Genomic DNA, 20,442 nt, shown 5'->3' on the forward strand with positions numbered 1-20,442 from the left:
TCACCGAACCCAGACCAGGCTGTAGAAGGTCAACTTCGGCTTTCCGGTGAACCACTCGCTGCCGGGCCAGATGACGACGTAGCCGAGATCGGCCTCGGCGGTCTTGACGCAGGCCACGAGCGGTACGGCCACCGGATTGTCCACCCCCCGGCCCAGCCGTATCGCCCGCTGCGCGACGGTGAGCGGCGGGAACTCGTCACTCCACTCCCGCTGGGCGAGGCAGTCCGCCTCGCTCGGCAGATCGGCGGTGGTCACCCCGTCGAAGATCTGCGGCCGGAGCACCCGGGAGACCTGTGCCCCGTTCACCAGCTTCAGTCTGCGGGTGACGTGGTCGAAGGCGACGTCCGCGGTCGTGCCGGACTGACTGCGCTCCAGATCCAGGTAGGTGTGTTCACCGTTGACGGTGAAGGTCACCTTCTCGACGTCGATGCGGGCCGGGCCGTACACCTCGGTGTTCCTGGTCGGCGCACCCGCGTCCGCGACGTCGATCTTCGCCCCTGCCGCGACGTAGATGACGATGCGGTTGCGCTCCACCTCCTGCACGAAGCGGCCGTCCATGGTGATGCGCAGCTTGCGGCCGCTGTTGATCCGGAAGGTCTCGCAGGCGGCGTCGGGCTTCTCCCGGGCCGCGATCGGACACACCAGCAGCTGGGTGACGTCGGCGGGCTCCGCCCGCAGGATACGCACCGGCGTCCCGGCGTCCTGGACACCGCCGCCGACGCCGACCCCGAAGACCCCCAACGGGGTCACGATGGACACGTCGTCGGTCTGCACCTCCACGCTGCCGTCCGAGTTGAGCACGAACTTCACCGGCAGCAACGGAGGCTGGTAGGCGACGTGCCCCATGATGCCGAGCTTCTTGTCCCGGGCCGGCTTGTCGCCGTCGGGCAGTTGCCACTCGTGGGGCATCGAACTGCCGACGACGACGCCTCCGCTGAGGCAGCAGCCGCCCAGGCAGATCAGCACGACGGCGACCACGGCCGCGATCGCGGTGCGGTTCACCACACACTTCCCGGGCGGGTGTCCTGCCCCAGGCCGTCCGGCTCGGTGACCGGCTCCGGGCCGGCTCCGATGCGCCCCGGTTCCCGGCCCCACAGCCCGCCGCCGCGGCGGCGGTGCAACTCCCTGGTCAGCCAGGCGGCGCCGTCCACCACCACCGTTTCGAGGACGTCGAGTGCGTCGTTGACGCCGGTGCTGTCGAGGGCCAGCCGGGCAACCAGCCCCTCCGGTTCCCCGCTGTCGCGCATCTGCCCGAAGTCGCCCAGTTCGAGACTGATGGTGCCGAGAGTGTCGGTGCGGACGATGAAGCTCCGCTGTTGGATGTGCACCTCCGTGGACGACGCGGTAGCCGCGGCAACGCCCCCGGAGGTGATCTGTGCCTGGGTGGCCGTGGCGGCCGGGCGTCGGATGCTCTGTTCCGTGACCTCCACCTCGCGGAGGCCGCCGTAGGGGATCGAACGGCGGCTCGATCCGTGAAATTCGCCGTAGGTGAGGTCGAGTTCGGAGCAGAAGTAGCGGATACCCGTCGCGGTCAGCAGGAACAGCGTCAGCACGTAGCGCGAGTAGCGGATCGGCCCGTACGAGACCCGGGCGCTGCTCGCCCCCGGTGCGCCGGTGGTCAGCTCCAGCACGTACGCCACCTCCGAGGCGGGAATCCCCCGTTCACGGAGCATGTCCGCCCTGAAGACCAGGACGTCCTGGGCAAGCCAGGTCGCCATCTCCTGGTCGGTGGGACGGTCACGCAGGACCGCACACCACCTGTCCCACTCGGCCCGCTCGGCCTGATACCTTTCCGTCCGTTCCCGGGACACGATCCGGTAGGTCGTCTCCCGCGCCCGCAACAGCGGCTGGGAGTACCAGAGCAGGGCGATGCCCACCATGGCGGCGAGGAGCGGAAGCCCCGACTCCGTGCCGCCGTCGGGCAACAACCGGACGAGCACCAGCACCGCTGCCACGGCCAGCAGGGCCACGGCGAACCGTTCGGCCCGACGCAGCAGCGGCCGCTCGCGGTACGTGTCCGCGTACGCGAGCAGTAGGCGTCCGCTCCAGACGTCACGGGTCTGCCGGGCATGCCAGCGGGCGAGCCACCGCAGATGCCCGTTGCGCAGCTCCGTTTCGTGGTAGAGGAACGCGAACTCACGGGCGAGGGTTTGGCGCAGCCCGGCGGTCATCGGATCCCAACTCTGCTGTCCCGGTGCCTCGTTCGCGAAGGCCTCCTCGACCGTGCGGGTCGCAGCGGCCATCGTTGCCGGATCGACGGTCACGCCCACACCGAGAACACCGCGGAACCGGTCATGGTTGAACGCGAGCAGGGTGCGGCGGTGCTGCCGCTGCCACCGCGCGTAGCCGGCGAGGGGCACACCGATCCCGGTGAGGACGAGCATGATCGCCAGCGTGGTGAACGCGCCGACCAGACCGAGTTGCACCACGACGCCGACCGTCCCGACCACTCCCAGCGCCAGCCCGGCCCACCGGACCAGGGTCAAGCTCCGCGATGGCGGCACCTGTGCCCCGCCGAGTTCCCTGGGCTCGGCGGGGTCGGGCTCGAAGAACTTCCAGACGCGGTCCTTGCGGCCGGGGATGTCGCCGGAGCGTTGTTCCCGGACCCGGTCGGCGGTCCGACGGAACATCTCGTCCTTGAAGGGGCCGGCGAGCAGGCCGTCGAGGTGCCGTTGGTGCTTCTCGGGAAGGTTCCCGTACGCCGCCTCCATCTCCTCGAGGTTGGTCCCCGAGGTTGCCCTGACGCCGGCGTCCGTCGCACGGTCGCTGATGCCCATGGCGACGTCGATGAGGGTCACCAGGCTGCCCAGCCTCGTGCGGTCGAGAAAGTCCTCGGCGCTCTCCTGGCTCGGGTGGCCGCCCTTGGCGACCAGCTGTCGGGCGTTGCCCAGCGCCTGCAGGTGCCGATCGTCGAGAGCGCTCAGCGTCCGGTCGCTGAGCGTGGCGACGAGGTAGTGGTAGCACACCCCGGGTCGTTGACCGTAATCGGTGGCGAGTACCTCGGCCAGCAACTGCTCGGCGGCGCGGGACATGCCACCGTCGAGCAGGCGGACCGCCACCTCGTACTTCCTCTCGGGTGGGTCGTTCGGCCCGACGTAGTAGGTGTGCACGCCACCGTGGATGGTGGCGCCAGTCCCGATGACGGGCGAGTTGGGCCCCGACGTGCTGACGTGCTGACGGGGAACCTCAGCCATTTCCCTGCTCCCCCCGGTAGTAGAGGCGTACGTCGCCGTGGATGGTGCCGCTGGTGCCGATCACCGGGGACTGCGCCCCCGAGGTGTGCACCGTGTAGCGGCTCTCGTGCGGGGCGGTCGGTGTGCCGGCGTCGCCGCTGTCGAGCCGGGCGGCCAGCGCCAGCGCGAACGCCGCCGCGTGTGCCGCCGCCCTGGGCTGCCAACCCTCGGCGTCGGTCTGGTCCTTGCGACCGCCGGCCCGGTCACTGATGCCACGGATGGCGGCCGTCGGCACCGCGTGGTTGACGTGTCCGGCGTGGGCCGCGCCGGCGCTCTCCATCTCCACCGCCACGGCGTCGGCGAAGTGCTCGTGCAGGCGCTGCGCCTCCGGCGTCGTGCGCCCGTTCAGCACCACCTCACCGGCGGCGACGGGTTCGAAGTGGACCTTCGGCACCGGGTCCAGGCCGCCCGCCCAGCCTCCGTCGAGGGCGAGGTGGCGGGCGACCTGCTCCAGTTCGTACGCGATCGGCCAGGCCTGCGGGTACGCCCGGAATCCGCTGTCCTCGCTGCGTCCGCCCTGGTAGGCGTACACCTTCGTGGCGACCACGACGTCGCCGAGGGTGAGCCAGTCGCGCAGTCCACCGGCCACCCCGACGAACAGCATCGCGCTCGGCCGGTAGTGGCTGATGGCACGTTCGGCGATGACCCCGGCGGCGGGGTTTCCCCGCCCGACGAGCGCCAGCGCGACCTGGCGGGACGGCCCGTCGCCGGTCCCGGCGAGGGTTCCCACGTCGAAGTGGGTGCCGGCGGGGTGCCGCTCGACACGGATGTCCTGTAGGCGTTTCCTGATCTCACTGCGCTCGACTTCGAGCGCCACCAGTACGACGATCACCAGACACTCCTCGTACGTCTCAGAAATATTCGTCCTCTGTGGACGGTGGATGGGTGCGACCCGTTACGGGCGCTGCGGTTGCGGAGGGTTCGCGAGGTGCGGGCCGAGGGGGGCGGCCACGGGAATGCTCGATCGAACTGCCGTGGCAGTGACGATTCCCCTGCTGAGCGTAAGTGTGCTCCGATGCTATAGTCAAGCTGACCAAAAGAGGGGGAGCGTCGTGCCGAACGACAAGCAGTGGACCGCCCCGTTGATCGCGATCGCCGTCGACCTGGCGGTCTTCACCGTCCTGGCGGGCCGGTTCGTTGTCCTGTTGGTCGAGCGCGGTATCGAGCCGGACCTCGGCTCCCTCGCCCTTCCAGGCGGTTTTCTGTCGACAGTGGACGAAGACCTGACCCGCGCCGCGATGCGGGAGTTGACGGAGGAGACCGGTCTCGACCCTGGTCAGGTCCATCTCGAACAGCTCGCCACGTACGGCACGCCGGACCGGGACCCCCGACAGCGGGTCGTCACTGTCTGCTATCTGGCATTGACGCCGACGCCCGGCACGCCCGCTGCGGGCGGCGACGCGCGCCACGCCGACTGGTACCCGGTGGAGGAGATCCTCGCGGAGCCGGGCCAGCTCGCGTTCGACCACGCCCAGATCCTCACCGACGCCGTGGAACGCGCCCGCAGCAAGCTCGAATACACCACCGTCGCCACGTCCTTCTGCGGGGCGGAGTTCACCATGTCCGAACTCCGCCGGGTCTACGAGATCGTCTGGGGGCGCTCCCTGGACGCCCGCAACTTCCACCGCAAGGTCCTCGCCGTGCCGGACTTCGTCCGGCCGACCGGAGCACAGACCACCCGCAACGGTGGACGGCCCGCCGCGCTCTACCGCCCCGGCGAGGCCTGGCTGGTGCAGATCCCCATCCTGCGCGCCCGTCACGAGGGGGCCCGTGATGTCCACTGACCCGTTGCGCGAGCTGCTCCTGGCCGAGTACGGGCAGCTCAAGGAGGAACAGCGGGCCCGCATCGGCCTGCGGGACAACCTCATCTACGTCACCCTGGCCGCGTACGCCGCCATCGTGGTGGGGGTGACCACGCTGGGCAGTCAGGGGGCGCTGCTGCTCATCCTGTCGGGAGCGGCGACGGTCCTGGGCTGGACGCACCTCGCCAACGACGAGAAGATCTCGGCGATCGGTCGCTACGTCCGCACGGCGCTCGCCCCACGCGTGGAAGACCTGCACCCCCGGGCCGCGCCCGTGTTCGGCTGGGAGGAGACGCACCGCCGCGACCACCGCCGCCGACTACGCAAGATCCTCCAGGCCTCGACCGACCTGCTGACCTTCAACGTCCCGGCGCTCGGCGGGCTCGTCTACTACTGGGTCAACGGGCCCTGGCACTGGTCACTGATCACCGGGTCCCTGCTGCTGCTCGTCGCGAGCTTCGTGCTGGGCTGGCAGCGCCTCCTGCACGTCGACCTGGCCTGAACCACACCGGACCGGCCGGCGGGCGAGGCCGGTCGTCGACCGGGTCCGGTCAGGTCCGGTCCCCGGTCCAGGCCGCTTCGAGGATCGCGGTCAGGCTGGCGGTGTCGGTCGGCCCCGGATGGTTCTGGATCAGGCGGGTGACGCCGGAGGCCAGCTCCGCGAACCGGGGAAGGTCGGCGCGGGCCACCCCGATGTCCGCCAGGGTGCGCGGGATGCCGATGTCGGCGAGGAGCCGGTCGAGCCAGGTGAGGAACGTGTCGGTGGCCTCGGCCGGCGAGGCGTCGGCGACGTCGAGCCCGCACACCCCGGCGAGGGTCGCCAGCCGGTCACCGACGGTGTCCCGGGCCGCGTGCAGCGCGTACGGCAGCAGCAGTCCGACGCCCAGGCCGTGCGGCGTGTGCGTGGCCGCGCCGATGGGGTACTGCAGCGCGTGCGGGGCCGCGTTGCCCGCGTGGGAGAAGGCGAGCCCGGCGAGCACCGACCCGTAGGACATGTCGGCGCGCGCGTCGGTGTCGCCGCCGTCTGCGACGGCCCGGCGCAGGCTGCGGGCGATCCGCTCCGCAGCCAGGAGCGCGTAGTGGTCGGTGACCTGGTTACGGCCGAGGAACACCTGCTCCACCGGGTCGCGCGGCCCGTGGGGCCGGGCCCGCGCGGTGTAGCTCTCCACCGCGTGACAGAACGCGTCGATGCCGGAGTGGGCGGTGACGCTCGCCGGGCAGGTGTAGGTCAGCTCGGGGTCGACGATCGCGAAGTCCGGCACGATGTGGACGCTGGACACCCCCACCTTCAGCGCACGGTCCGGGTCGGTCAGCACCGAGACGGGGGTCAGTTCGGAGCCGGTGCCCGACGTCGTCGGGACCGCGACGAGCGGAATCGTCGGCCCCGGCACCCGCGACTCCCCGTAGAAGTCGCGCGGTGTCCCGCCGTGGCACCGGATGACGCCGACGATCTTGGCGAGGTCGATCACCGTGCCGCCGCCGACGGCGAGGATCACGTCGGCGTCCACCGCGGCGGCGGCCGAGACGGCCAGGTCGACGTCGGTGAGCGGCACGTCGGGCGTCGCGTCGGGGAACACCTCGACGGCCTCGACCCTCTCCCGTACGGCGGCCACGATCCCGGCCACGCCCGGCTGCCCCAGCAGGATCCGGTCGGTCACCACGAGGACCCGTGAGCCGTTCTCGGCCACCACCCGGGGGATGTTCTGCGCGACCCCTTCGCCGACGATCAGCTGGCGTGGTCCACGGACGGTCTCAAGCATGGCGGTGCCTCTCCGGAACGGCGGCGACGGTGAGCGGGACGGTCACGGCAGGTCGATCGCCGCGTAGGTGAGGTCGAGGTACTCGCCGATGCCCTCGTGCGACCCCTCCTTGCCGATGCCTGACTGTTTCACGCCCCCGAACGGGGCCGACGGGTCCGAGATCAGGCCACGGTTGACGCCGATCATCCCGGTTTCGAGCCCCTCGGTGAACCGCAACGCCCGCTGCAGGTCACGGGTGAAGACGTAGCCGACCAGGCCGTGCTCGGTGTCGTTGGCCTTCGCGATCACCTCGTCGTCGGAGGTGAACGAGATGATCGGCGCCACCGGGCCGAAGATCTCCTCCCGCAGCATCCGCGCGTCGTCGGGCACGTCGACCAGGACCGTCGGCGGGTAGAAGTGCCCCGGCCCGTCCGGGCGCACGCCGCCCACCAGGATCCGGGCCCCCCGACCGACCGCGTCGGCGACGAGGTCGTCGAGCTTGGCCACCGAGGGTTCGTCGATCAACGCGCCGACGTCCACGCCGTCGTCGAGGCCGTTGCCCACCACCAGCGCGCCCATCCGCTCGGTGAACCGCTTCGTGAACTCCTCCCGCACCGGCTCCTCGACGTAGATCCGGTTGGCCGCGATGCAGGACTCCCCGATGTTGCGCATCTTGGCCACCATCGCGCCGTGCAGCGCGACGTCCAGGTCGGCGTCGGCGCACACGATCAGGGCCGCGTTGCCGCCCAGTTCCATCGAGGTACGTAGCACGTTGTCCGCCGCCTGGCGCAGCAGCACCCGCCCCACCTCGGTCGACCCGGTGAACGACACCTTGCGGGTCCGGGTGTCGGCCAGCAGCGCCGAGACCACCTCACCGGCACGCTTGGTGGTCACCACGTTGACCACACCGGCGGGGACGCCGACCTCCTCCATGATGCGGGCCAGCAGCAGCATGGTCAGCGGCGTCTGGGCGGCCGGTTTGGTGACCGTCGTGCAGCCCGCCGCCAACGCGGGGGCGATCTTGCGGGCGCCCATCGCCAACGGGAAGTTCCACGGCGTCACGAACACGCACGGTCCGACCGGCTTCGGCACGGTGAGGATGCGGTACCCGCCTGCGGGAGCGGTGCTGTAGCGTCCCTCGACGCGTACCGCCTCCTCGGCGAACCATCTGAAGAACTCGGCGCCGTAGGCCACCTCCGCCCGGGCCTCGGCGAGCGGCTTGCCCATTTCGAGGGTGATCAGCCGGGCGACCTCCTCGGCCCGGTCGGTCAGCGCCCGGTAGGTCGCGGTCAACAGCTCCGACCGTCTCCGGGGCGGGGTGGTCGCCCACTGCGCCGCAGCCCGGCTCGCCGCGTCCAGCGCGGCCAGCCCGTCGACGACGCCCGCGTCGGCCACCTCGGCGACGGTCGTACCGGTGGCGGGGTCCTCGACGACGAAGGTGACGCCGCTCGCGGCGTCCCGCCAGGCGTCGCCGATCCGCAGCCGTCGGTGCTCGGGGGCCAGGACGTCCATCGGGTCACTCATTGGGTCGCCTCCTGTGATCTTCGTGGTGATGTCCGGTGTGCCGCGACGGGTCACCTGCGGGTAGCGGTGCGGGCCGGCGCCGCCCCGGCTACCGTCCGGCCGCCGAGAGCGACAGCCCGGTGCCCGCGTCGAACAGGTGCGCCCGGCCCAGGTCGACCGTCACCCGCACCTGCTCGCCAGGCGTGCCGGTGACGGTGGGCCGCGCCTTGACCTTGAGGATCTCCGCGCCCACCCGCACGTCGACCACCGTCCGGTCACCGAGCGGTTCGAGCCCGTAGAGCTCACCGGGCAACGACGCGTCGCCGCGCCGCTCCACCGACAGGTCCTCCGCGCGTAGGCCCAACAGCAGCGCCTGGCCGTCCTTCGCCGTGGCCCAGCGGGGCCGGGGCAGCGTCCAGCCGGCTGCGCCGACCAGGTGGTCCCCCTCGGCGTGGCAGGCGAGCAGGCTGATCGGCGGGCTGCCGACGAAGCCGGCGACCCACGTGTTGGCCGGCCGCTCGTACACCTCGGTCGGGGTGCCGACCTGTTGCACCGTCCCCTCTCTGAGCACCGCCACCTGATCGGCCATGGACAGCGCCTCGACCTGGTCGTTGGTCACGTAGACGAAGGTCGCGCCGAGGCTGCGGTGGATGCGGGTGAGCTCGGTGCGCATCTCGACGCGGAGCTTGAGATCGAGGTTCGTCAACGGCTCGTCCATCAGGAACGCGCGCGGGCTGCGGACCAGCGCCCGGGCCAGGGCGACCCGCTGCATCTCACCGCCCGACAACTGCGCGGGACGCCGGTGCAGCAGCCGTTCGATGTGCAGCAGGCCCGACATCCGCTCGACGGCGGCGGCGATCTCGCCCGCCGGGCGGCGACGTGCCCGCAGCGGCGAGGCGATGTTCTCGTACGCCGTGTGCCGGGGATAGAGGGCGTAGTTCTGGAACACCATGGCCAGGTCACGGACGGCCGGGGCGTCGGCGGTCGCGTCCCGGCCGTCCAGGTGCACCGACCCGGCGTCGAGCTTGTCCAGGCCGGCGATCGCCCGCAGGGTCGTCGTCTTGCCCGCCCCGGACGGCCCGAGGACGACGAAGAACGCCCCGTCCGGCACGTCCAGCGTCACCCCGTCCAACGCCCGGACCCTGCCGAAGGACTTGCGCAGTCCCTGTACCGCAACGGTTCCCATCAGGCCACCAGCTCTTCCGTGCGTACGTCGTAGACCGCCGGGGTGCCGCCGGTGTGCCGCAGCCCGACCTTCGCGTCGGCGGCGAACCGTACGGTCGGTGGCATCCGGACCCGCACGTCGCGTCCGCCGCTGTGGTCGACCACGTAGATGATCTCGTCGCCCAGCCACTCGGCCGAGACGACGCGGGCCGGCACCGACCCGTCCGTCCCCGGCGCGGTGACCTCCAGCGCCTCCGGCCGTACGCCGGCCACCAGGGGACGGTCGCGGGGCAGGCCGGGCGGTGGGGTGAGGACCAACCCGCCCGGACCGCGCAGTTCCCCGTCGGCCACCTCCACGTCGATGAGGTTCATCGGCGGGGAGCCGATGAACGCGGCGCAGAACAGGCTTGCCGGACGCTCGTACACCTCGAGCGGGGTGCCGATCTGCTCGACGCGGCCCTTGTTGAGGATGGCGATGCGGTGACCGAGCGACATCGCCTCGACCTGGTCGTGGGTGACGTAGACCATGGTCGCCCCCAGCTCGCCCTGCAGGTGCTTGATCTCGGTGCGCATGTCCGCCCGCAACTCCGCGTCCAGGTTGGTGAGCGGTTCGTCCATCAGGAAGGCACGCGGCCGGCGCACCAGGGCGCGGGCGAGCGCGACCCGCTGCTGCTCCCCGCCGGAGAGCTGACGTGGCCGCCGGTCCAGCAGCGGACCGAGCCGCATCAGCCGGGCCGCCTCCTCGACCCGCTCGCGCACCTCGTGCTTGGGCAGGCCCTCGGCCCGCAGCGGGAACGCCAGGTTGTCGCGGGTGCGTAGGTGTGGGTAGAGCGCATAGAACTGGAACACCATGGCGATGTCACGTTCGGCCGGCGGCAGGTCGTTGACCAGCGTGTCGCCGATGTGGATGTCGCCGCTGGTCTGCCGTTCCAGGCCGGCGATCGCCCGTAGTGTGGTCGTCTTGCCGCAGCCCGACGGGCCGAGCATCACGAACAGCTCGCCGTCGCCGATGGACAGGTCGACGTGCTCGACGGCGACCGTGCCGTCCGGGTAGCGCTTGTGCAGGGCGCTCACCTCGATGCCCGCCATCAGCGTCGCACCGCCCCGAGGGTCACACCGGCGACGAGGTGCCGGCGTACCAGGTAGGCGAAGACGAGCACCGGCAGCGCGAACACCACCGAGGCGGCGGCCACCAGACCCCAGTCCACGGTGGTGCCACCGATCAGGCCGGCGATGGCCGGTGGGGCCGTACGCACCTCGTCGCTGGAGGTGAGGAAGATGGCGAACACGAACTCGTTCCACGAGAAGATGAGCGCGAACACCGCCGTCGCGGCGATGCCGGGCACCAGCAGGGGGAGGGTGAACTTCCAGAACGCCTGCAGGCGGCTGTAGCCGTCGAGCATGGCGGCATCCTCGTACTCGGCGGGCACCTCGTCGACGAACCCCTTCATCATCCAGATCGTGAACGGGACGTTGAACGCGGTGTAGATGAGGATCAGGCCGAGCTTGGTGTCGATGAGTCCGGCCTGGCGGTACATGAGGAAGATCGGCACCACGACCACCACGGGCGGCATGAAGCGGGTGGACAGGATGAAGAACAGCTGGTCCTTCTTGGCCTTCAGGGTGAAGCGGGAGTACGCCCACGCCGCCGGCACCCCCAGCACGGTGGCCAGCACCGTGGACACCCCGGCGACGACCACGGAGTTGAGGAACGCCACGGACAGTGCCGAGCGGCCGCCGTCCGCGCCGACGAAGACGTCCCTGAAGTGGTCGAGGGTGACCGTGAAGCCGAAGAACTCGGCCGGCACGGCATAGACGTCCCGGTTCTCCTTGATAGACGTCTCGATCATCCACAGCACCGGGAAGAGCATCACGACGGCCAGTGCGGTCAGCAGCACGACCTCCAGCACCGACCGGCCGCGGCCCCGGCGGCGCACGCGGCGTGCGGGGGACGGGCGGTCCGGGGTCGGGCCTGCGGACACGGCCTCGTCGACGGAGACGGCCATCAGCCCTCCTTGAGCTTGTTCAGGTAGCGCAGGTAGAGCTGCGTGAGGACGATGACGACGAGGACCATGAGGATCCCGTACGCCGAGGCGGTGCCGGTGTTGAAGCCCAGGAACGCCACCTTGTAGACGTGGAACGACAACGTCTCGGTGGAGACCCCGGGACCTCCGTTGGTGAGGATGTAGACGAGGTCGAACAGCCGGAACGCCTCGATGGCCCGGAACAGCACGGCGATGAGCAGCAGCGGCCACACCAGCGGAAGGGTGATGGTGCGGAACCGGAACCACTCGGACGCCCGGTCGATCGAGGCGGCCTCGTACAGGTACTTCGGGACGGCGGTGAGGCCGGCGAGGGCGATGAGCATGATGAACGGTGTCCACTGCCAGGTGTCGACCACGATCAGGGACACCAGCGCGGTCCGCTGCCGGGTGAGCCACTCCACCTGCCCCAGGCCGAGTGAGCCGAGCATGCTGTTGACCACGCCGAACTGCGCGTCGAGCATGAACCGCCAGAACAGCCCCACCACGACCGGCGACAGCATCATCGGCACCAGGAACAGGGTGGTCAGCACGCCCCGCCCGTGGGTGCGCCGCGAGATCAGGTAGGCGATGGAGAAGCCGAGCACGGTCTGCAGGGTGACCGCGCCGACCACGTAGATCAGCGTGGTCAGGGCCCGTTGGTGGACCTGCGCCGACGTCAGGATGGCGGTGTAGTTGCCGAAGCCGACGAACCGGGCGGGCCCCCCTCGGGTGGCCGAGTAGTCGGTGAACGACAGGTACAACGCCCACAGCAGCGGGAACACCGACATGCCGAGCAACAGCAGCAGCGCGGGGGAGATGAAGGCCACGGCGAGGCCACGGTCGCTGAGCCGGCGGCGGGACCGGCCCGGTGCAGGTGGCGTCGCGGACGCCACCTGCCCGGGACGGTCGGTCGTCAGCTCACTCACAGCCCGCCGCCGCCCTTGCGGTTGCTGGAGTCGAGCACGCCCTGCTGCTCCCGGGCGATGTCGTCGAGCGCGGCCTTCGGGCTCTTGGCGCCGTTGAGCGCCGCGTTGACGTTCGTGTTCTCGATGTCGACCAGACGCGCGTACTCCGGCACGTTCCACATGTCCCGCATCCGTGGCACCGAGTCGGCGTACACCTGGTTGAACGGCCCGGCGTTGAGGAACTCGGGCGACTGCAGGGCGTCGGTACGCGACGGCACACCACCGGCCGCGGCCCACTTCTTCTGCACGTCGGCCTGCTCGAACCACCGCATGAAGTTCAGCGCCTCGGCCTGCTGCGCCGAGGGGGAGTAGGCCGACACGTGCATCCCCATCCCGCCGAGCGGGACCAGGTTCGTCTTCTGGGTCGGCAGGGTGGCGAACCCCAGCTTGCCGAGGATCTGCTCCCGGCTGGTGCCGAGCGTCGACTGCTTCGGGTCGAGCAGGCCGCCGCTGGCGGCGATCCAGTTGAATGCGATGCACGCCTTGCCCTGGGCGACCGCCGCGTTCACCTCGTCGATGAACCAGTTGCCGGAGCCCTTGGCGGTCAGCGGCTTCATCTTGTTGACCAGGACGTCCATCGCCTCGTGACCGGCGGTGTCGTTGAGGACGCCGTCGATCTTGCGGCTCTTGGCGTCCCAGAGGTTGCCGCCGTAGACGCCGTTGACCGTGTTGTAGGTGACGGCCGCGGCGTCGGAGCCGTTGGCCTGGTGGAAGGCGAGACCGCTGACGCCCGGGTTGTCCGCCTGGCACTTCGCGGCGACGGAGATCATCTCGTCCCAGGTCTGCGGGGGCTTGTCGCCGATCAGGTCCTTGCGGTAGATCATCGTCCAGGTGTCGCCGAGCAGCGGCAGCCCGTACAGGCTGGCGTTCTCGTCGCGCTTGCCGGTCTCGGCCTGCGGGAACTGGCCGTACGCCGCCAGCAGGTACGGGTTGTAGGCGTCGACCTCGATGTTCTTCTTGACGAAGTCGGTCAGGTCGAGGATGTTGCCGTTCGTCACGGCCTCACCGATGTGCTGCGAATCCAGGATCGCGATGTCGAAGTCGGTCTTGCGCGCGGCGAACTGGGTGAACATCGCGTCGTGCCAGTTCGCGTTCGGCACGGTGTTGACCTTGATGGTCACGTTCGGCCGTTCCTTCTTGTACTCCGCATTCGCGAAGTCCTCCAGCGCCTTGGCCGGGGGCCATTCGAACCAGATGAAGCTGAGGGTCAGCGGGTCCTTGGTGAGCTCGGGGACCGTCGCCGGCGCCTTCGGGGCGCCGGCCTTCGTGCCGTCGTCCCCGTCGCCGCACGCCGCCAGGGTCGTGGCGAGCAGCAGCATGGCGGCCGTCGCCAGCCGTATCTTCCGCCGGGAGACCGATGTTCGGGCGATTCGCTTCGGGTGCCGCATCGTGGTACCTGCTTTCTGGGGTGGTGGGGACGTCGAGAGCCTCGCTATGTGCCTCGCCGAGCAGGTGCTTGGTTGTTTCCGGCGTGGTGCCGGGCCGGCGCGGGGGCCGCCCCGTGGACCGGTGTCACGGACGCGCCATGACCTGCCGGTTCGTCGTCGTTCCGGTTCGTCGTCGTGCCGTGGGCAGGCAGGACGACCCGTCGGGACCCGGTGCCGGGCCGGGCGGGACGTCGAGCATGCTCATGGGGGCTCCAGTTGATCGAGTGGAGCGATGGCAGGCGTTACGGCGACGGTGCGCAATGACGGTCGCCCGTCACGTTTCCTATACGATCGGGTGGGGGGCGTCAGCATGTCGCAGCGTCGTAACTGATGTCAACAGGTTCCCGAAGGTGCAAGAAAGGACCTCACGTCACGATGGACGACGAAGCGATGGGCGCGCGGGGCCGCACGGCCGCGCCGGGCACGACGTCACCCGCGCGATCGCGCGGCCGGCTCGCCGACGAGGTGTACGACACGCTGCTCGGACAGCTGATGTCGCTGCGGATCGAGCCCGGCTCCCGCGTCACGATCGACGTCCTGGCACGCGAGCTGGGGGTCTCGCAGACGCCGATCCGGGACGCGCTCAACCGGATGGAGGCCGAGGGGCTGGTCGTCCGGGTGCCGCACGCCGGTTACCGCATCCCACCCCAGATCACCCGCCAGCGGTTCGAGGACATGCTGGAGGTCCGCCTGCTGCTGGAACCGGCGGCGGCGCGCAGGTCGGCCGAGCGGGCGTCGCTTTCGCAGGTGGCCGGGCTGCGCCGGATGCTGGCGGAGATGGCGGAGCTGGAGGGGGGCGTCGGGCCGACCGCCTACGGCGCCTTCGGGCTGCGTGACGCCGCCTTCCACGACCTGGTCGCCCACAGCGCGGAGAACCAGGTCATCCGGGAGACGCTCGCCCGCCTACACAGTCACGTGCACCTGTTCCGGCTGCACCACGACACCCAGGTCACGCACCTGGCGATGGCCGAGCACGAGGCGGTGGTGGCCGCCATCGCCGCGCGGGACCCCGACGCCGCCGCCTACGCGATGCGCCGGCACATCCTGCGCTCCGGCGAGCGCTTCCGCCGGCTGTTCGACGAGATCAGGGACGCGGACGCGATGACCGTGCGGTCTTGACGGGCGGGCGGGGCGGAGGAATGCTAGCTCAATCGGATCAGATCGGATTGGATCGCGTCCACCTCACCGCCACCACATTGCGAGGAGAAGCAGATGCCCCGAGCGCTGCTCCTGACCGGCGACGCCGCCGAGGAACTCGACACGATGTACCCCTACTACCGCGTCCAGGAGGGCGGCTGGGAGATCGACGTCGCGTCACGCACGTTGCGTGACGTGCAACTGGTCATCCACGAGTTCGACCCGAACTCCGACGCGTACGTGGAGAAGAACGGCCGCAAACTGCCTGTCGACGTGCCCTGGGCCGAGGTCGACGTCGAACGCTACGACGCCCTGATCATCCCCGGCGGGCGGGCCCCCGAGTGGATCCGGGTCGACGCCGACGTCAGGCGGATCACCGAACACTTCTTCGCGCGCAACCTCCCCGTCGCCCTGGTCTGCCACGGCGCGCAGGTCCCGGCGGTGTACGGCCTGCTCAAGGGCCGCAAGACGGCGTGTTTCCCGCCCATCACCGGCGACATGGAGAACGCCGGCGCGACGGTCATCGACGCGCCCGACGTGGTCGACGGCAACCTCGTCTCCTGCCGGGGCTGGCCCGACATGCCGCAGTTCGGCCGGGCCATGATGGAACTCTTCGCGAAGTCCGTCGACGCTCCCTCGGCCTGAGCGCACCCGGCCGGTGCCGATGACGACCACGCGGACGGTCACCGTCGACGGCTCGCCCGTCCACGTCCTCGACAGCGGCACCGGGCCGGCGGTGCTGATGCTGCACGGCTCCGGACCCGGCACCACCGGGTCCGGAGCCTGGGCGGCGACGGCGCAGGCGCTGGGCCCGTCGTGGCGGGTGCTGGCCCCCGACCACGCGGGGTTCGGCCGTACCCCCGTCCCGGTGGGCTCCCGGGGTGGTCTGCGCCTGTGGACCCGGCAGGCGGCGGGCCTGATGGACGCGCTCGGCGTCGGGGACTACGCCGTGGTGGGCCACTCCATGGGCGGGGCCGTGGCGCTGGCCCTGGCGGCCGAGCACCCCGGGCGGGTCACCCGGGTCGTGGCGGTCTCGACGATGGGTGCCCCCGGGGCGTCGCTGTCGGCCGACCTCGACGCGCTCTGGGCCGCCCCGGCCGGCCCGACCGGGGCGCGGGACATGTTGAGCCGGCTCTTTCTCGACCAGGCGCTGGTGACCGACGCGGCGGTCGCCGCCCGCGCGGACGCGATGCTGGCCGGGGTCGCCGCGTACGCGGGGTTGTTCCCGCCACCCCGGCAGCGGTGGGTCGACGACCTCACCCTCCCGGCGCGGACACTGGCCGCGATCCGCGCGCCCGTGCTGCTCGTGCACGGTGCCGACGACCGGGTCACCCCGCTCGGCCCGGCCACCCGGCCCCTGCTCGACCACCTGGCCGACGTCCGGCTGCACGTGTTCGGCAGGTGCGGGCACGTGCCGGCGGTCGAGCACCCGCGCGAGTTCCGGCACCTGCTGGCGGATTTCCTCCGCACCGGGCACCGTCGCTGACCGTCAGGTGCCGCGGTCGGGTCGGCACCGATTCCGCGCCCGGATCGCCCGGTGGGGTCGGCCGGTGCGCCGCGCGCTGTCCTGACCTGGCACGATCGCTCAGTGCCGTGATTGACAGTTGATCGACGTACTGCTATCAGTAAACAGAGCTTCCTATTTCTTGCGGTGCCCACCCGGGCGTATGTGGTGCCCGGGCACCGACCGGCCGGCGGCCCGCCGCCCCTTCCCCGAGGATCGCCATGGTGCGCACAAGAACAGTCGCCTACGCCGTGGGCGCCCTGCTGACCGGCATCGCGGCGGTCGGCTACGGCCTGCCGTCGGCCAGCGCCGCGACCGCCGGCCCGATCACCGGCCTGGCCGGCAAGTGCGTCGACGTGGCCGGCGCCAACCCGGCCAACGGCACCGCCGTGCAGCTCTACGACTGCAACGGCACCACCGCCCAGACCTGGACGGTGGGCAACAGCGACAACTCGATCCGTGCGCTCGGCAAGTGCCTCGACGTCACCGCCGCGTCGACCACCAACGGCGCCAAGATCCAGCTGTACGACTGCAACGGCACCGGCGCCCAGAAGTGGACCACCGCAAGCGGCGGCGCCCTGGTCAACCCCACCTCGGGCAAGTGCCTCGACGTGACCGACCGGAGCACCGCCAACGGCGCCCGACTCCAGATCTGGACCTGCGGCGGCACCACCCACCAGCAGTGGACCCTGCCCGGCGGCGGCACCCCCACCCCGACCGCCACCACCCCGGCCGGCGTCAACCTCGACGACCCGGCGAAGAAGGACGTCGCCATGCAGCTCGTCTCGGCGGCCGAGAACTCCTCGCTCGACTGGCGCGCCCAGTTCTCCTACATCGAGGACATCGGCGACGGCCGGGGCTACACCGCCGGCATCATCGGTTTCTGCTCCGGCACCGGCGACATGCTCGAACTGGTCCAGGCGTACACGAACACCAAGCCCGGCAACGTGCTGGCCGGCTACCTGCCGGCGCTGCGCGCCGTCAACGGCACCGCCTCGCACGCCGGCCTCGACCCCAACTACCCTCGCGACTGGCGCACCGCCGCCAACGACTCCGTGTTCCGGGCCGCACAGGAGTCCGAACGGGACCGGGTCTACTTCACCCCCTCGGTGCGGGACGGGAAGAACGACGGGGTCCGGGCGCTCGGCCAGTTCGCCTACTACGACGCGGCGGTCATGCACGGGTACGAGGGCATGCGCCAGATCCGCAGCCGGGCCCTGCTCCGGGCGAAGCCCCCGGCGCAGGGCGGCAACGAGCGGACCTGGCTCAACGCGTTCCTCGACGAGCGGGTCGTCGAGATGAAGAAGGAGGAGGCCCACTCCGACACCTCCCGCGTCGACACCGCCCAGCGGGTGTTCCTCGACAACGGCAACTTCGACCTGAACACGCCACTGGTGTTCGCCGTCTACGGCGACCAGTTCCGCATCGGCTGACCCCCACCGCCGGGGCAGCGTGGCTGCCCCGGCGGGACCGCCCCGCTCAGGGTGCCCAGGGGGTCGTGACGTTCCAGGTGCTGTCCGCGGCCCACAGGGTGGGTGAGTTCCACGCCTCGCCGCCCGTGCCGTTGCTCAGCCACACCTGGGAGGCGTAGTGCCGCAGGTACCTGCCGCGGAAGTTGTACGACTCCAACGAGACCCCGCTCCCGCTCACCCCGACCCGGGCACACCAGGTGGCGTCCGCGCGCAGCAGCGCCGAACCGTCGTTCGGGGAGTTGCGTACCCGCGACTCCTGGTGGCGGAGGAACTGCCCGGGGAAGTTGACCGACTCGAACGAGTAGCACGCGGGGTCGGCCAGCCCGGCCCGGACCGTGTACGTCGCGTCGTTCCTGAGCAGCGCCGAGCTGTCCGCGTTCACGACCTCGGTGTAGGCGAGGCTGTCCCGGTGCCGCAGGAACCGGTCGGTGTACCCGGGGGTCGTCACCTGCAACGACCGGCGGCTGTTCAGCGGCAACGCCACCGGCGTCGAGCTGCCGACGGACCGTGACGCGGCGATCAGGGCCAGGTTGGCGGCCCGGACCCGGGCCTGGTCCAGCTTGACCACCTGCCGGTCGTAGGTGAGGAACCCGTTCAGCTCACCCTCCTGGTCGGTGATCTCGGTGTAGACGGACGCGCTCAACCCCTTGCCGAGCATGAGGTTCTGGGTGCCCTGCACGAGGCCGACGTAGCGGTCGGTCAGCGCGGTGGAGTTCGGTTGCCACTCGTAGGCGAAGAAACTGCCGTTCGGGCTCCACTCGTGCCCGGGTACGCGCAGGCCGAGGCCGCCGAACTCGCCGAGCACGGCGATCCGGCTGCCCGACGGCACCGGCGAGTCCGGCCCCAGGTAGACGTGCCAGTCGTCGATGTCCCCGGTGCCCGGGTCGCCCAACGACTGGCAGCAGTTGTGGCCGCTGTGCGCGTTGACCAGCCGGGTCGGGTCCTGGGTCTTGACGGCCTGGGCGACCCGGCGGGTGTCGGCCAGCGCCCGTTCCCCCCACCCCTCGTTGTAGACGGTCCAGGTGACGAGGGCCGGCGAGCTGCGGTGCTCGTCGACGATCTCGCGGGCCTCGGCTTCGAGCTGCGCCTGCTGCGCGTCGGTGGCGTCGATGTCCTGCGCGGTCAGCGACGGGACGTCCTGCCACACCAGCAGTCCGAGCCGGTCGGCGTGGTAGAACCAGCGCTGCGGTTCGACCTTGATGTGCTTGCGCACCATGGTGAAGCCCAGGTCCTTCTGCTTCTGCAGGTCGAACGCGAGCGCGGCGTCGGTGGGCGCGGTGTAGAGCCCGTCCGGCCAGAACCCCTGGTCGAGGGTGCCGATCTGGAAGACGAACTGGCCGTTGAGCTTGGGCCGCAGGACGCCGCCGACCATGCCGGTGCTGATCTCGCGCATGCCGAAGTAGTGGGTGGTCCGGTCCACCTGGACGCCCGCGGCATTACGCAGGGTGACCCGCAGTTGGTAGAGAAACGGGGTGTCGGGCGACCAGCGGCGGGCGTTCGGCACGGGCACCGTGAATTCGGTGAAACCGCCGATGGCGGAGCCGACCACGGTGGTGCCGTCGAGCGCCTCGGCCAGGACGCTGTGCCCGCTGACGTCGCCCCGGGTGAGAACCCGCACGCGCAGGGTGTTGTCGGCCAGGCGCGGTGTGAGGTCGGCCCTGCTGATCGAGGCGGCCGGCACCGGTTCCAGCCACACCGTCTGCCAGATGCCCGAGCTGGGGGTGTAGAAGATCCCGCCGGGCTGCTTGGTCTGCTTGCCGATCGGCGGCAGGCTGCCGTTCTGCCGGCTGTCCGTCGGGTCCCACACCTTCACCACGATCTCGTTCGCGCCGCCCCGCAACTGGGCGGTGACGTCGAAACTGAAGGCGTCGTAGCCGCCGGTGTGCCCACCGACGGCCACGCCGTTGACCCAGACGGTGCTCTGCCAGTCGACGGCGCCGAAGTGCAGCAGCACCCGGCGTCCGTTCCAGCTCCCGGGCACTGTCACCGTGCGGCGGTAGAACAGGTAGTTGCGGGTGTCGGCGGCGGCGCGCTGCACCCCGGACAGGGCGCTCTCCACCGGGAACGGCACGTTGATCCGCTCGGGCAGGTCGGTGCCGAACGCCGGGGCGTCGTCCGTGGCGGACTGGCGCAACTGCCACTCGCCGTTGAGGGTGAGCCAGTCCGGCCGGGTCATCTGGGGTCGCGGGTACTCCGGCAGTGGTGTGCCGTCGAGCGCCTGCGCGGTCCAGGGGGTGGTCAGCGGCGGGTTCTTGGCCGGTGCGGCGTGCGCCGGGCCGGCCGGCGCGATGAGCAGTCCGGCGACCAGGGTGAGGACGAGCAGGAGGGGTGCGGCGAGGCGGACGGGATCGGGACGTGTCATGCCGTCTCACGGTATCGGACCCTCAGGGACAAAGGGACCGCATACGGACCGGGCGCAGCCCGGCGGGCGGCCCTCCCGCCGGTACGATGCCAGGCATGGGGTGGGGGACC

General features: G+C 70.9%; 17 protein-coding genes. 6 read left to right on the top strand and 11 right to left on the bottom strand.

The annotated features are described in order from the left end of the window. From JQN84_RS24440 to JQN84_RS24450, 3 genes are read right to left on the bottom strand one after another with little or no spacing between them, the layout of a single operon-like run. Nucleotides 1-1,002: a hypothetical protein gene (locus JQN84_RS24440; protein WP_204960897.1), complete on the bottom strand. Its 1,002-nt coding sequence runs from the start codon at nt 1,000-1,002 to the stop codon at nt 1-3. After that, nucleotides 999-3,194 (bottom strand): hypothetical protein, encoded by a 2,196-nt coding sequence (locus JQN84_RS24445; protein ID WP_204960898.1) that lies wholly within the window; start codon nt 3,192-3,194, stop codon nt 999-1,001. Before JQN84_RS24445 ends, JQN84_RS24440 begins: the two co-directional genes overlap by 4 nt. Beyond that, a complete protein-coding gene (locus JQN84_RS24450) occupies nt 3,187-4,065 on the bottom strand; it encodes a 5'-methylthioadenosine/S-adenosylhomocysteine nucleosidase family protein (protein ID WP_204960899.1) in 879 nt (292 codons plus the stop codon). Before JQN84_RS24450 ends, JQN84_RS24445 begins: the two co-directional genes overlap by 8 nt. A 220-nt stretch (nt 4,066-4,285) precedes the next feature. On the opposite strand from JQN84_RS24450, the gene JQN84_RS24455 reads away from it, so the two are divergent. Together JQN84_RS24455 and JQN84_RS24460 are read left to right on the top strand one after the other, a co-directional pair. Beyond that, complete coding sequence (locus JQN84_RS24455; RefSeq protein ID WP_307821421.1) at nt 4,286-5,017, top strand: NUDIX hydrolase; 732 nt, start codon at nt 4,286-4,288, stop codon at nt 5,015-5,017. Then, nucleotides 5,007-5,537 (top strand): hypothetical protein, encoded by a 531-nt coding sequence (locus JQN84_RS24460; RefSeq protein ID WP_204960901.1) that lies wholly within the window; start codon nt 5,007-5,009, stop codon nt 5,535-5,537. Before JQN84_RS24455 ends, JQN84_RS24460 begins: the two co-directional genes overlap by 11 nt. Before the next feature lie 49 nt (nt 5,538-5,586). Here JQN84_RS24460 and JQN84_RS24465 read toward each other — a convergent pair whose 3' ends face one another. From JQN84_RS24465 to JQN84_RS24495, 7 genes are all read right to left on the bottom strand, one after another. Next, nucleotides 5,587-6,795 carry an iron-containing alcohol dehydrogenase gene (locus JQN84_RS24465; protein ID WP_204960902.1) on the bottom strand — a complete coding sequence of 403 codons (1,209 nt, stop codon included), beginning with the start codon at nt 6,793-6,795 and terminating at the stop codon, nt 5,587-5,589. 42 nt (nt 6,796-6,837) lie between these two features. After that, on the bottom strand, nt 6,838-8,298 hold the full coding sequence (locus JQN84_RS24470) for an NAD-dependent succinate-semialdehyde dehydrogenase (RefSeq protein WP_204960903.1): 1,461 nt from the start codon (nt 8,296-8,298) through the stop codon (nt 6,838-6,840). A gap of 88 nt (nt 8,299-8,386) precedes the next feature. Next, nucleotides 8,387-9,463 (bottom strand): ABC transporter ATP-binding protein, encoded by a 1,077-nt coding sequence (locus JQN84_RS24475; protein ID WP_204960904.1) that lies wholly within the window; start codon nt 9,461-9,463, stop codon nt 8,387-8,389. Further along, nucleotides 9,463-10,530: an ABC transporter ATP-binding protein gene (locus tag JQN84_RS24480; protein WP_204960905.1), complete on the bottom strand. Its 1,068-nt coding sequence runs from the start codon at nt 10,528-10,530 to the stop codon at nt 9,463-9,465. The genes JQN84_RS24475 and JQN84_RS24480 overlap by 1 nt, the downstream gene beginning before the upstream one ends. Further along, entirely contained in the window at nt 10,530-11,447 is a 918-nt protein-coding gene (locus tag JQN84_RS24485) for a carbohydrate ABC transporter permease (protein WP_204960906.1), read from the bottom strand. Before JQN84_RS24485 ends, JQN84_RS24480 begins: the two co-directional genes overlap by 1 nt. Further along, nucleotides 11,447-12,391, bottom strand: a complete 945-nt coding sequence (locus JQN84_RS24490; RefSeq protein WP_204960907.1) for a carbohydrate ABC transporter permease — start codon at nt 12,389-12,391, stop codon at nt 11,447-11,449. Before JQN84_RS24490 ends, JQN84_RS24485 begins: the two co-directional genes overlap by 1 nt. Next, a complete protein-coding gene (locus JQN84_RS24495; RefSeq protein WP_204960908.1) occupies nt 12,388-13,818 on the bottom strand; it encodes an extracellular solute-binding protein in 1,431 nt (476 codons plus the stop codon). Before JQN84_RS24495 ends, JQN84_RS24490 begins: the two co-directional genes overlap by 4 nt. A 414-nt stretch (nt 13,819-14,232) precedes the next feature. Here JQN84_RS24495 and JQN84_RS24500 point away from each other — a divergent pair, with 414 nt between their 5' ends. The 4 genes from JQN84_RS24500 to JQN84_RS24515 all read left to right on the top strand — a co-directional run bounded on the left by JQN84_RS24500 (nt 14,233) and on the right by JQN84_RS24515 (nt 17,931). Next, entirely contained in the window at nt 14,233-14,976 is a 744-nt protein-coding gene (locus tag JQN84_RS24500) for a GntR family transcriptional regulator (RefSeq protein ID WP_239486095.1), read from the top strand. 93 nt (nt 14,977-15,069) lie between these two features. Then, a complete protein-coding gene (locus JQN84_RS24505) occupies nt 15,070-15,639 on the top strand; it encodes a DJ-1/PfpI family protein (RefSeq protein ID WP_204960910.1) in 570 nt (189 codons plus the stop codon). A 19-nt stretch (nt 15,640-15,658) separates the two neighbouring features. After that, nucleotides 15,659-16,480, top strand: coding sequence for an alpha/beta fold hydrolase (locus tag JQN84_RS24510; protein ID WP_204960911.1), 822 nt, complete (start codon nt 15,659-15,661; stop codon nt 16,478-16,480). 239 nt (nt 16,481-16,719) lie between these two features. Next, complete coding sequence (locus JQN84_RS24515; RefSeq protein ID WP_204960912.1) at nt 16,720-17,931, top strand: chitosanase; 1,212 nt, start codon at nt 16,720-16,722, stop codon at nt 17,929-17,931. Between the two features lie 46 nt (nt 17,932-17,977). Here the strand turns inward: JQN84_RS24515 and JQN84_RS24520 are convergent, their stop codons facing one another. Further along, a complete protein-coding gene (locus JQN84_RS24520; protein WP_204960913.1) occupies nt 17,978-20,332 on the bottom strand; it encodes an AbfB domain-containing protein in 2,355 nt (784 codons plus the stop codon). Between the last annotated feature and the right edge of the window lie 110 nt (nt 20,333-20,442).

It is taken from the genome of Micromonospora humidisoli, from assembly GCF_016900955.1.
Classification (GTDB): domain Bacteria; phylum Actinomycetota; class Actinomycetes; order Mycobacteriales; family Micromonosporaceae; genus Micromonospora; species Micromonospora wenchangensis.

What these genes read in the sequence shown, in the direction of transcription:
- JQN84_RS24445 (WP_204960898.1), bottom strand. Translation starts at nt 3,194, where the DNA reads ATGGCTGAGGTTCCCCGTCAGCACGTCAGCACGTCGGGGCCCAACTCG.
- JQN84_RS24460 (WP_204960901.1), top strand. Translation starts at nt 5,007, where the DNA reads ATGTCCACTGACCCGTTGCGCGAGCTGCTCCTGGCCGAGTACGGGCAG.
- JQN84_RS24465 (WP_204960902.1), bottom strand. Translation starts at nt 6,795, where the DNA reads ATGCTTGAGACCGTCCGTGGACCACGCCAGCTGATCGTCGGCGAAGGG.
- JQN84_RS24470 (WP_204960903.1), bottom strand. Translation starts at nt 8,298, where the DNA reads ATGAGTGACCCGATGGACGTCCTGGCCCCCGAGCACCGACGGCTGCGG.
- JQN84_RS24475 (WP_204960904.1), bottom strand. Translation starts at nt 9,463, where the DNA reads ATGGGAACCGTTGCGGTACAGGGACTGCGCAAGTCCTTCGGCAGGGTC.
- JQN84_RS24480 (WP_204960905.1), bottom strand. Translation starts at nt 10,530, where the DNA reads ATGGCGGGCATCGAGGTGAGCGCCCTGCACAAGCGCTACCCGGACGGC.
- JQN84_RS24485 (WP_204960906.1), bottom strand. Translation starts at nt 11,447, where the DNA reads ATGGCCGTCTCCGTCGACGAGGCCGTGTCCGCAGGCCCGACCCCGGAC.
- JQN84_RS24495 (WP_204960908.1), bottom strand. Translation starts at nt 13,818, where the DNA reads ATGCGGCACCCGAAGCGAATCGCCCGAACATCGGTCTCCCGGCGGAAG.
- JQN84_RS24500 (WP_239486095.1), top strand. Translation starts at nt 14,233, where the DNA reads ATGGACGACGAAGCGATGGGCGCGCGGGGCCGCACGGCCGCGCCGGGC.
- JQN84_RS24505 (WP_204960910.1), top strand. Translation starts at nt 15,070, where the DNA reads ATGCCCCGAGCGCTGCTCCTGACCGGCGACGCCGCCGAGGAACTCGAC.
- JQN84_RS24510 (WP_204960911.1), top strand. Translation starts at nt 15,659, where the DNA reads ATGACGACCACGCGGACGGTCACCGTCGACGGCTCGCCCGTCCACGTC.
- JQN84_RS24515 (WP_204960912.1), top strand. Translation starts at nt 16,720, where the DNA reads ATGGTGCGCACAAGAACAGTCGCCTACGCCGTGGGCGCCCTGCTGACC.
- JQN84_RS24520 (WP_204960913.1), bottom strand. Translation starts at nt 20,332, where the DNA reads ATGACACGTCCCGATCCCGTCCGCCTCGCCGCACCCCTCCTGCTCGTC.